The organism is Actinoallomurus sp. NPDC050550 (assembly GCF_040655075.1).
Classification (GTDB): Bacteria; Actinomycetota; Actinomycetes; order Streptosporangiales; family Streptosporangiaceae; genus Actinoallomurus.
The window spans coordinates 84,137-95,811 of the sequence record NZ_JBFAJC010000043.1 but is presented as its reverse complement, the minus strand read 5'-3'; the positions used below and the strand labels follow the sequence as shown (position 1 = coordinate 95,811).

The following is an 11,675-nucleotide window of genomic DNA, read 5'->3' as shown; positions in this document are numbered from 1 at the left end:
GCCTCAAAACCGGTGCCCTCTACGACGAGGCGACCGCCTGGCCGCATCATCTGGAACGGGCTGCTTGACATCACTAGCTCCTGGGATGTCTTTCGATGCCGTGCATCGGTCATCCGGTACTTGGTGGAGTGGCGCCGCGTTGTTCCCGGTTTTTCGGCGGGGAGGACCGCGCGGAGACGACGAACGGCCCCGGGCGATCGCCCGGGGCCGTTCGGCGGTCGTTCGTTAGTTGTTCTTCGGGTCGCCGTGGCAGCGCTTGTACTTCTTGCCCGAGCCGCAGGGGCACGGGTCGTTGCGCGACACGTCGGCGAACGCGTCGTCGGCCTCCTCGGTGTGGGTCTCCACACCGCCCTCACCGTCGACGGTCGGCGCCGAGTAGCTGAGCGTCTGCGGCCGGGCGGACTCCTCCAGGCCCTTGGCGACGATCTCCGGTGCCTCGTCGGAGGCGACGGCCAGCTCGACCGGTGCCTCGCCGACCCCGGCCACCGCCGGAGCGCGATCCTCCTCGGAGACCTCGACCTCGAGGTTGAAGAGGTAGCCGACCGACTCCTCCTTGATGCCCTCGAGCATCGCGGTGAACATGTCGTAGCCCTCGCGCTGGTACTCGACCAGCGGGTCGCGCTGCGCCATCGCCCGCAGGCCGATGCCCTCCTGGAGGTAGTCCATCTCGTAGAGGTGCTCGCGCCACTTACGGTCGAGGACGGACAGGATGACGCGGCGTTCCAGCTCGCGGAGCACCTCGCTGCCGAGCTCCTCCTCGCGCTTGGCGTACGCGTTCTGGGCGTCCTCGCCGATCTTCTCGGTGAGCAGCTCGGCGGTCAGCCCGGCCTGCCCGCCGGCCTCCTCGATCAGGTCGTCGGCGGCGATCGAGATCGGGTAGAGCTGCTTGAACGCCTTCCACAGCTTGTCGAGGTCCCACTCCTCCGGGAAGCCCTCGGCGGTGGCGGCGGTGACGTAGCCGGCCACGACCTCGTCGACCATGCGCGTCATCTGCTCGTGCAGGTCGGCGCCTTCGAGGACCTGGCGGCGCTCGGCGTAGATCACCTGGCGCTGGCGGTTGAGGACCTCGTCGTACTTGAGGACGTTCTTGCGGATCTCGAAGTTCTGCTGCTCGACCTGGTGCTGCGCCGACCGGATGGCGTTCGAGACGATCTTGGACTCGATCGGGACGTCGTCCGGGATGTTCAGCCGGGTCATGATCGCCTCGACCCGGGCGGAGTTGAACAGCCGCATCAGGTCGTCCTCGAGCGACAGGTAGAAGCGGGACTCGCCCGGGTCACCCTGCCGGCCGGACCGGCCGCGCAGCTGGTTGTCGATGCGGCGCGACTCGTGGCGCTCGGTGGCCAGGACGTAGAGGCCGCCGGCCTCCTTGACCTCGTCGTGCTCTTCCTTGACCGCCTTCTTGGCCTTGTCGATCGCATCCGGCCAGGCCTTCTCGTACTCCTCCGGAGTCTCGAGCGGGGACAGGCCGCGCGTGTGCAGCTCCTTGTCGGCGATGTGGTCGGGGTTGCCGCCGAGCATGATGTCGGTGCCTCGACCGGCCATGTTCGTCGCGACCGTGACGGCGCCCTTGCGGCCCGCCTCGGCGACGATCATCGCCTCCCTCTCGTGGTGCTTGGCGTTCAGCACCTCGTGCGGGACGCCGCGCCGCTTGAGCATCCGCGACAGCTTCTCGGACTTCTCGACCGAGGTGGTGCCGACCAGGACCGGCTGGCCGTTCTCGTGCCGCTCCTTGATGTCCTCGACCACGGCCTCGAACTTGGCCTGCTCCGTCTTGTAGACGACGTCGGAGACGTCCTGGCGGATCATCGGCTTGTTCGTCGGGATCGGGATGACGCCCAGCTTGTAGATCTTGTTGAACTCGGCCGCCTCGGTCTGTGCGGTACCGGTCATGCCGCCGAGCTTGTCGTACAGCCGGAAGAAGTTCTGCAGGGTGATCGTGGCGAGCGTCTGGTTCTCGTCCTTGATCGTGACGCCTTCCTTGGCCTCGATGGCCTGGTGCATGCCCTCGTTGTAGCGACGGCCGTGCAGAACGCGTCCGGTGAACTCGTCGACGATCAGGACCTCGCCCGCGTTGACGATGTAGTCCTTGTCCTTCCGGTACAGCTCCTTGGCCTTCAGCGCGTTGTTCAGGAAGCTGACCAGCGGCGTGTTGACCGAGTCGTACAGGTTGTCGATGCCGAGCCAGTCCTCGACCTTCTCGACGCCGGTCTCCAGGATGCCGACCGTGCGCTTCTTCTCGTCGACCTGGTAGTCGCCGTCCTCGCCCTCCGGGCCGTCGGTGGCGCGCTTCAGCCGCGGCACGATCTTGGCGAACTCGACGTACCACTTGGAGTTCTGCTCGGCCGGGCCGGAGATGATCAGCGGGGTCCGCGCCTCGTCGATGAGGATCGAGTCGACCTCGTCCACGATCGCGAAGTTGTGGCCGCGCTGGACGCACTCGTCCAGGCTCCAGGCCATGTTGTCGCGCAGGTAGTCGAAGCCGAACTCGTTGTTCGTGCCGTACGTGATGTCGGCCTCGTACGCCTTGCGGCGCTCCTCCGGCGTCATGTCGGCCAGGATCACTCCGACCTCGAGGCCGAGGAACTGGTGCACGCGGCCCATCCACTCGGCGTCGCGCTTGGCCAGGTAGTCGTTGACGGTGACGACGTGGACGCCCTTGCCGGACAGCGCGTTGAGGTAGGCCGGCAGCACACAGGTCAGCGTCTTGCCCTCACCTGTGCGCATCTCGGAGATGTTGCCCATGTGCAGCGAGGCGCCGCCCATGACCTGCACGTCGAAGTGGCGCTGGCCCAGCGTGCGCTTCGCAGCCTCACGGGCGGTCGCGAACGCCTCGGGAAGAAGATCGTCGAGCGTCTCGCCATCGGCCAGGCGCTCCTTGTACGTCTCGGTGAGCGCGCGCAACTCAGCGTCGCTCATGTCGACGAAGTCTTCCTCGATGGAGTTGACCTGGTCGGCGATCCGCTTGAGCTTGCGCAGAACTTTGCCTTCGCCCGCGCGAAGGATCTTGTCGATGACTACTGGCACTCTCGGAAGCTCCTCGAACCATTCGTGGAATCGCCGGGGGTCATGTCCGACGGTGCATACACGACCCGTACGGTGTCATCGTAGGCGAGTCCAACCGTACAGCGGGACGACGTCGATATCACGGGACTCGGCCACAGCGGCCGCGCGCCCCGGGTTTATCGTTGGCTGGGCAAGGATCCGCACGACAAAGCACAACGTAGAACCGCGTTCAGCGACGAACGCGAATCCCCGGGGAGGAAAACACATGGCCGGCAGTTCTCACGGAGGCCGCCCGAGTTCGTGGGTAGCGGTCATCGTGATGTGGATCGGGTTCGCCGTCGGCGGCGTCGCGATGGTCTCCGGGCCGTCGTGGTGGCTGTTCTGGCTCGGAGTCGGCATCGTCGCGGTCGGTGGTGTGATCGGCCTGATCGTGCGCATCTTCGACGACGTGATCATCGACGCCCCGCGCGTCATCCCCGAGGAGACCCATCCGGCCGTGCTGCACGCGCGGGCCATCGAGAGCGCCAGGGGGGCCGCGGCCGCCACGGACCCGGCCGCCACGCACCCGCACGGCTGATCTGTCCCTAGGGCTCCTGAACGGGTGACCCGGCCAGCTCCCCTTGAGGCTTCAACCTGCATAAGCGTTTTGTCGGTGTCGGCCCCTACGATCGGGCCATGTCGACCCACGAGCTGACCGCCGATGAGGCGCGCCGGATTCAGCTGCACGCACAGGGCCTTCTCGGGCGTGTCGCGCCCGCATCGGTCTCCGGGCTGCGCGGCGATCCGGACGCCCGCCGCGCGCTCGGCGCGCTCCGGCACCTCGGCGCGGTGCAGCTCGACACGATCTCCGTGCTGGCCCGATCCCACGAGCTCGTCGCCTACGCCCGGCTGGGCGCGGTCGGGCGTACGAGCGTCGAGCGGGCCTATTGGGGCGGATCCGCCGCGTTCGAGTACTGGTCGCACGCCGCCTGCATCCTGCCGATCGAGGACTGGCCGCTGTACGCCTTCCGCCGGCGCGACTACCGCCGCCGCGGCAAGCACTGGCACCGCACACCCGAGGAGGCCGTCGTCGGCGTCCTCACTCGGCTGCGCGCCGAAGGGCCGCTCACCGTCACGGGCCTGGGCGGCGCCAAGAAGGGCGGCGAGTGGTTCGACCGTACGGACCAGAAGATCGCCGCGGAGTTCCTGCTGGCCACCGGTGAGGTGGTGTGTACCCGGCGGGAGGGCTGGCGGCGCGTGTACGACCTGCCGGAGCGGGCGATTCCGGACGAGCTGCGGCAGTGGGATCCGGACGACACCGAATGCGTGACGACGCTCGTCCGCCGTGCCGCGCGGGCGCTGGGCGTCGCGACCCGGGCGGATCTGGCCGACTACGTCCGCGTCCGCGGTGAGGACGTGGACACGGTGGTCGAGGCCGCCGGGCTGGTCCCGGTGACGGTCACCGGCTGGGCGGGCGGCAACGGCGCTAAGGGCGCCGCCTGGGCGCACCCGGAGGCGCTGGCCGCCCCGCCGCCGCGCGGGCGGCACCGTACGACGCTGCTGTCGCCGTTCGACTCGCTCGTCTGGGACCGCAAGCGCACCCAGCGGGTGTTCGGCTTCGACCATCGGCTCGAGGCCTACGTGCCGCGCGACAAGCGCGTGCACGGCTACTTCACCATGCCGCTCCTCGCCGGCGGGCGGCTCATCGGCCGCGCCGACCCGGCGCGCGAGGGTGCCACGCTTGTGGTTCGCAAGGCGTCCCTGGAGCCGGCGGCGGTGAGCACGCCCGCCCGCGCCGAGCGCACCGCCGCTCACCTGGCCGACGCGCTGCGGGAGGCGGCCTCCTGGGTCGGGTGCGACGCCGTACGCGTGGAGCGCCTCGATCCGCCTGAGTTCGCCGCGCTGCTGAGCACCGCCCTGAAGGAGACCGGCCTCGGCTGATGTCGAAGAGCTTCTGGCGCATGGCGCAGGCCATCGCCATGAGGAGGACCGGCCTCAGCTGATCCCGAAAAGCTCCTCGCGGGCCTCAGCCGATCGCGAAAAGCTTTTCACGCATCGCGCAGGTGACCTCCATGAAGACGGCCGACGTCAGCTGATCTCGAGGAGCTTCTCCCGCACCGCGTAGACCACCGCCTCCATCCGCGAGTGCAGCTGGAGCTTCTCGAGGATGTTGCGGATGTGGTTCTTCACGGTGTTCTCGGAGATGAACAGCTCCTTGGCGATCTCCCGGTTGCCCAGGCCCCGAGCGACGAGACGGAGCACTTCCATCTCGCGCTCGGTGAGCTTGGGCGCGGGGACCTGCTGCTGCCGCTCCTCGCCGCGCTTGGCCAACGCCGCGAACTCGGTGATGAGCTTGGACGCCATCGACGGGCTGATGAACGACTGGCCGTCGTGCACGGCCCGCACCACGTCGGCGACCTCGTCGATCGAGACGTCCTTCAGCAGGTAACCGGTGGCTCCCGCCTTGATCGCCTCGAAGAGGTCCTCCTCCTCGTCGCTGATCGTCAGCATGACGATCTTGGCGCTCGGCACCTGGTCCTTGATCGCGGTGCACGCCTCGATGCCACCGCGACGCGGCATGCGGATGTCCATGAGCACGATGTCCGGCAGCAGATCGCCTACCTGCTCGATCGCCTCCTGGCCGTCACCGCACTGCCCGACGACCTCGACGCCGTCCTCATCCTCGAGCACCATCTCCAGACCACGGCGGAACAGGGCGTGGTCGTCGACGATCATCACGCGGATCGGATCACCGGCGACCGTGCCGCGAGTCTCGGGGGTCTCGCTCAACTCATCCTCCAAACGGTGCGCCTGCCCATGATCAAATCCTGGGCATGTCGCGGGGCTGAGATCAAGCTCGGGGAGTCCTGGGCGCCCCACCGCGGGGCGCTTCCGAGACCAGAGTGGTCGAGGCGATGGCGCGGCGCAAGCGCGAGGTCACTCTTCGACAGGTCACTCTTCTCGATACGTCACTCTTCGGCGAGCCGGATGACGCCGTAGTCCCAGCCGCGCCGACGATAGACCACGCTGGCGTCGCCGGAGTCCTTGTCCCGGAAGAGGAAGAAGTCGTGGCCGACCAGCTCCATCTCGAACAGAGCCTGGTCGATCGTCATGGGCTCGGCCTTGTGGGACTTCTCGCGCACCACCAGGGGGCAGTCGCCCTCCATCGAGATGGGCACGACGCCCTCTTCGGCCTGCGGCCGCTCGGCGACCTCCTCGCGCCAGGAGTCCGCGATGTCGGTCGCGGTCTCCGTCGCCGGAGCCTCGGCCGGAGCCGCGGCGACGGCCGCGTCGACGGTCTCCGGCGCCAGTGCCATGGCGAGACGGGCGCGCCCGGGACCGTGGCCGCCGTGCGGCTTGCGCCGGTCGCTCAGGCGGCGCAGCCGCGCCTCGAGCTTGCCGATGGCCATGTCGAGCGCCGCGAAACGATCGTCCGCGGCGGCCTCGGCCCGGATCACGGGACCGCGCGAGTGGATGGTGAGCTCGACGCGCTCACGGCGGTCCGACTGCCGGGGATTGCGCTCCTGGGAGACCTCGACGTCGATCCGCATGACCTTCGGGTCCAGCTTCTCGACCTTGGAGATCTTGGTGTCCACATGTCGGCGGAAACGGTCGTTCACATCCGTGTGACGACCCTTGACGATGATTTCCACTGGGGGACCCCCCTCCTCCCCGGTCGCTGACCTGTCAGCGACGGGAACGCCGGGCTCGGTAGGTGCTTCGGATCCGGTCATCGGTCGCCGGATCCCTAGGGGACAACACCCGCCCGGCCGACCTGGTCTTCGTCCCCACATCCGCCTGCTGAGGGTCTCGCAGCGCTCTCGCCACTACTCCCCTTCTCCCGGTCCGGAGGACATCTGATCCCCCGGCGAGGCAGGACTTACCTCTAAGCCGCACCGTGATCGGTCGACAAAAAGTCGCCTTACGTGGGCCGTTTAGCCTGCGGCTGGCATCGGCTTGCCGGGCCGGTAGAGGCTCGGCGCAACCACGGACCCGGGCGGGTGTCATGTGAGGAACGCTAACCCCTCTCCGGGCGAATGTCAGGGGGGTGTGACGGAGAAAACCACGGACGGTCATGGACAGAGGCCGTTTCGGTCCCCTGACGCGGCATTCGGGAACCCCGGCGGGACCGGCCGCCCACTAGGCCAGACACGGTGGTCGGCCTGCCGGAGGCGGCCCCGGACGGACGGATTTCGCGGTTCGCGTAAGGCGGGCCACGATGCGCCCAGAGCGCGCCACCGTTCGCGTCGGATGTGCCACCGAATGTGATCATCCGGGCCGATCCGGGCGGCCGGCGCGCGCGGCGCGCGGCTCGGCCGGCCCCTACCGCCCTGAACGGCCGCAGAGAAGGTCGGCCGGAAATCCGTTACCGAAAGTGACCGGGATCACCCGGCCCCTCGTCGTGCCGACGCGTCGCCGCCACGACCGCCGCCGCGCGCACCCGCGCACCGGCCGCCCGCAGGGCGCGGGCCGCCTCCGCGAGCGTCACCCCGGTGGTGATCACGTCGTCCACCACGATCACCGTGGCGCCCCGCAGGTCGCGTCGTGCCGTGAGAGCGCCCGCGAGGTTGGCCGCCCGGTCGGCCGCCGTCAGCCCGGACTGGTCGGCGACCCGGCGCCGGTGCGCCAGCACCCGGGCGACGGACACGGCCGTGCCCGCCCGGGCCATCTCGCCGGCGGCCGCCTGCGCGAGACGGAGGGTCGGGTCATACCCGCGGCGGCGTACGGAGGCGCCGGAGGACGGCACCGGCACCAGCAGGACGGGATCCTCGGTGTCGCGGGCGGCCGCCCGGACCGCCGCCGCGAGACCGGCCCCGAGCGACCGGGCCAGCCCGGTGCGCCCACGCTCCTTGTGCGCCACGATCAGCTGCCGCACCGCGCCGGTGTACGCCGCGACGGCCCAGGGGCGTGGCAGACCGGGCGGCACGGGCCGGGGCGGGCACAGCCGGGCGGGGCCGCCGAGCAGGGCGGCGCAGGCGGCGCACAGCAGCCCGCCGGCGTCGTCGCAGCCGGCGCACCGCTGGGGCAGCACGAGATCGAGGGCGGCGCCGAGGAGTCCCATGGATCGAAGCCTGCCGGTGCCCGCCCGGCGACCACCAGCCCTCTCAGCGGGCCTGTGGACGACGCGAACGGCCGCCACGGGAGGTGAGCGGCCAACGGGGCCCGGCGCGGCGGCATAGACGGCCAGAGCGGCCCAGAGCCCGGCGCGAACGGCCTCAACCCCCGGGAGCGCGGCGTGAGCGGTCTCAGCCGGCGGGAGCGCGGCGTGAGCGGTCTCAGCCGGCGTAGGCGGGGTCGGAGGTGCCGGTGTAGCACTTCCACTCGTCGAACCGGTCGCTGAGCCGGCAGACGTTGAGGGTCTTGGCATTGGGCGACGCCGAGCCCGTGACGCGCTGGGTGACCAGCAACGGTGAGCCGGGAGAGGCGGCGACCGTGGTCATCTCTCCGCCGGGGCCGATCATCGGCGAGATGGGGGCGCCGCTCACCGGCACGTCGAACAGCGAGGGGGACGGGTTCGCGTTCGTCATGCCGACGACGGCGAGATGGTCGGTGGCGCTCCAGGCGAGGTCGATGGCGCTCTGCAATTCCGAGCTGATCGCGATGAACCCCTCCGCCTGCAGGCCGCCGGACGGGGCCCGGTCGACCCGGCCGAGCTGGACCTGCCAGCGGCCGTCGACCTTCACGATCACGGCGGCGCGGGTGCCGTCGCGGGAGATGCGCAGGGCCTTCACCGGGTACGGCGTGAGCGCCCAGCCGTCCACCGGGGCGGGCCGGGTGCCTCCCTCGATCACCCAGAGACGGGAACCGGTGGCCGTGGACTCGGCCACCCAGACGTTGCCCCGCGAGTCCCAGGACGGGGCGGTGAAGGTGCCGTCCTTCGCGGTGGCGTGCAGCGTCGTCCGGGTGGCTCCCCCGAGCAGGTCGGTGACGGTGACCGTGTCCGCCGCGGCGTTCAGGGCGGCGACCTGCCGGTGGTCGTAGGAGATCGCGGGGTGGGCGACCTGGAGCTTGGACAGGACGACCGGCGCGCCGCCGCCGTCCAGGTGGCCGAGCCGCCCGTCGGCGCGGCGGACGTAGGCCGGCTGCGGTTCGCCGCTGCCGTCCGGGTCGAAGGCATCCCAGTCCCGCGTCGACTGCAGCGTCCCGCTCACGCCGGGGACGTCGATCGCCTTGCCGTCGATCTTCAGCTGCATCTGCTGGACCTCGCGGAGCTGCCGCAGCGTCCACATCAGCTGGATCGATATGTTCCGCAGGTCGCCGGCGCGGGCCTGGCGGCTCAGGTCGACGGCGGCCACACCGCCGCTCACGTCCAGGCTGCGCAGCTTGGTGCCGGCCGGGAACGCCGAGCGTACGGAGGCGTTCTTGAGCCACGTCGTCGGACCGGCGATCAGCTGTTTCACGAGCTGGGTCGCCAGCCACGACCGGCTGACGAGCGGGATGAACACCGGGTTGGGTACGAGCACCTGCGCGTCGGGCGCGAAGAAGTACAGGTCGAGGGTGCGGAAGGCGCGGGTGACGTCGTCGCGGCTGAGCAGCAGCTCCGGCGGGAACGGCTCGGTGATGCGCCACTGCCGCTGGGCGTCCTGGCGCAGGTGGAAGACCTGCTTGAAAGCCCGCTTGTCCGCGATGTACTGCCCGTCAGCGCCGATCTTGCCGAGCTGGGTGCCCTGGAGCGTGACCGTCGCCCGCCCCGGGCCGTCGTCCTCGGAGGTCGGGGTGTCGAGCTGGTCGTACACGATCGACGCGGCCCCCGGCTTCCAGCAGGACGCGCAGGCGAGGTACGAACGGGCGACCTGGTGCTCGCCGTTCTCCCCGTCGAAGCTGGACGAGGCCGTACGGAAGCCCTGGACGATCATGGTGGGAGGCCAGTCGCGTTCGGGTCCGACCGGGATGATCCGGACGTACGGATCGTCGATCGGCTGCTCCGCGCCGCCGGCGTTGCCGCTCAGCACCCGGCCGCCCTGCGGGACGCCGACACAGCCGCCCGCAAGGAGCGTCACGAGAACGACCGTGAAGATCCGGAACCTCACGCGTCCGCCTCCAGTTCCAGCTCGGCGTACGGCGCGCGCTGAAGTTCGATCTCCGGCGGGACGAGCGGGAGCGGCGATCCGCGCAGCTCGGCCCCGGCCACCCGGGGCAGTGACAGCCGGAACTGCGAGCCCTTGCCCGGCTCGCCCCACGCCTGCAGCCAGCCGCCGTGCAGCTGGGCGTCCTCCATCGAGATCGACAGCCCGAGGCCGGTGCCGCCCGTCGTACGGGCGCGCGCCGGGTCGGCGCGCCAGAACCGGTCGAACACCATGTTCGTCTCGCCGGGCCGCAGACCGCAGCCGTGGTCGCGGACGGCGATGGCCACGGCGTCGCGGTCCGCGGCGACGCTGACGACGATGTCCTTGCCCTCGCCGTGCTCGATCGCGTTGACGAAGAGGTTGCGCAGGATGCGTTCGACACGGCGGCGGTCGACCTCGGCCATCGTCGCCTCGCCCGGCAACTGCTGAATGATCTTGCTGCCCTTGCGCTCGGCCAGATCCTCGGTGTAGCCGACGGCCCGGAGCACGAGGTCGCGGACGTCCATGGGCTCGATGTCGAGCGTGGCGGCCCCGGCATCGTACCGGCTGATCTCCAGCAGGTCGGCCAGCAGCCCTTCGAAGCGTTCCAACTGGCTGTGCAGCAGCTCGGCGGAGCGGGCCGCCATCGGGTCGAAGTCCTCGCGCGCCTCGTACAGCACCTCGGAGGCCATCCGGACCGTGGTCAGCGGCGTGCGCAGCTCGTGGGAGACGTCCGAGACGAACTGGCGCTGGACCTGCGACAGCTCCTGCAGCTGGACGATCTTCTCCTGAAGGTTGGCCGCCATGTCGTTGAAGGAGGTGGCGAGCCGGGCCAGGTCGTCCTCGCCGCGGACCTTCATCCGCTCCTCGAGCCGGCCCGCGGCCAGGCGCTCGGCGGCCTGGGCCGCCATGCGCACCGGGACGACCACCTGGCGCGTGACGATCGAGGCGATCGCCGCGAGCAGCAGCACGAGCGCCGCGCCGACGCCGAGGATGGTCTGCTGGACGACTTCCAGGCTCTGCCGCTCCTGCGTCAGCGGGAACAGGTAGTACAGCTGGTAGCGGCTCAGCTTGGTGCCGACGATCAGGCCGGGCTTCGAGGACCCGTCGTCATAGGTGAGCGTGCCGTACGTCCGGTAGGGCTTGCTCGCGTCCGACTGCTCGACCTGGTGCATCAGCACCGCCGGGACGCTCTTCAGCCGGATCCAGTTGGAGCTGAAGCCGACGCTGCCGGGGTCGTCGCGGTCGAGGATGATCACCTCGTAGAGGCCGGACGGGCCGCTCCGGTGGGCGAGCGTGGTGACGATCGAGTTGAGCCTGCTCTTGGTGGTCTCGGAGTTGTCCGAGCCGCCGCCGGCCAGCTGCCGCTGCGCGACGCCGACGCCCTCGTCGAGCTGGAGGAGCGCCGCGCGCTCCTTGGCCTCCAGCAGCGCGGTGGTGATCTGCTGCATGAGGAAGACGCCGAGCACCGCCACGACCAGGGCGGACACGACGAGCGTCGTCGTCACGACCCGGGCCTGCAGTGACCGGCGCCACCTGACGTACGCCGTGCGCAGCGCCGCACGGACGGACCGGCGGACCACTCGCAGGCCGCGGCGGGCCGCCGACGTCAGCGTGATCCACGCTTTCATGGACTACTCGCGG

Annotated in this window: 8 protein-coding genes; 2 read left to right on the top strand and 6 right to left on the bottom strand. The window is 70.2% G+C overall.

Going from position 1 to position 11,675, the window contains the following annotated elements; translation table 11 throughout:
- Positions 1-225: 225 nt before the first annotated feature.
- Complete coding sequence (gene secA / locus AB0I04_RS40285) at positions 226-3,027, bottom strand: preprotein translocase subunit SecA (RefSeq protein ID WP_360897342.1); 2,802 nt, start codon at positions 3,025-3,027, stop codon at positions 226-228.
- A gap of 244 nt (positions 3,028-3,271) precedes the next feature.
- Between secA and AB0I04_RS40280 the strand changes: the two genes are divergently transcribed.
- Together AB0I04_RS40280 and AB0I04_RS40275 are read left to right on the top strand one after the other, a co-directional pair.
- A complete protein-coding gene (locus tag AB0I04_RS40280; protein WP_360897340.1) occupies positions 3,272-3,583 on the top strand; it encodes an HGxxPAAW family protein in 312 nt (103 codons plus the stop codon).
- A gap of 98 nt (positions 3,584-3,681) precedes the next feature.
- Entirely contained in the window at positions 3,682-4,926 is a 1,245-nt protein-coding gene (locus AB0I04_RS40275) for a crosslink repair DNA glycosylase YcaQ family protein (RefSeq protein WP_360897338.1), read from the top strand.
- Positions 4,927-5,073: 147 nt separating this feature from the next.
- On the opposite strand, the gene AB0I04_RS40270 is transcribed toward AB0I04_RS40275, so the two are convergent.
- From AB0I04_RS40270 to mtrB, 5 genes are all read right to left on the bottom strand, one after another.
- A complete protein-coding gene (locus AB0I04_RS40270) occupies positions 5,074-5,721 on the bottom strand; it encodes a response regulator transcription factor (protein WP_345440514.1) in 648 nt (215 codons plus the stop codon).
- 233 nt (positions 5,722-5,954) lie between these two features.
- Positions 5,955-6,638, bottom strand: coding sequence for a ribosome-associated translation inhibitor RaiA (gene raiA, locus AB0I04_RS40265; RefSeq protein WP_360897336.1), 684 nt, complete (start codon positions 6,636-6,638; stop codon positions 5,955-5,957).
- A 713-nt stretch (positions 6,639-7,351) separates the two neighbouring features.
- Complete coding sequence (locus AB0I04_RS40260) at positions 7,352-8,047, bottom strand: phosphoribosyltransferase family protein (protein ID WP_360897334.1); 696 nt, start codon at positions 8,045-8,047, stop codon at positions 7,352-7,354.
- A gap of 214 nt (positions 8,048-8,261) precedes the next feature.
- Positions 8,262-10,016, bottom strand: coding sequence for an LpqB family beta-propeller domain-containing protein (locus tag AB0I04_RS40255; RefSeq protein WP_360897332.1), 1,755 nt, complete (start codon positions 10,014-10,016; stop codon positions 8,262-8,264).
- Positions 10,013-11,662, bottom strand: coding sequence for an MtrAB system histidine kinase MtrB (gene mtrB, locus AB0I04_RS40250; protein WP_360897330.1), 1,650 nt, complete (start codon positions 11,660-11,662; stop codon positions 10,013-10,015). Before mtrB ends, AB0I04_RS40255 begins: the two co-directional genes overlap by 4 nt.
- Positions 11,663-11,675 lie beyond the last annotated feature (13 nt).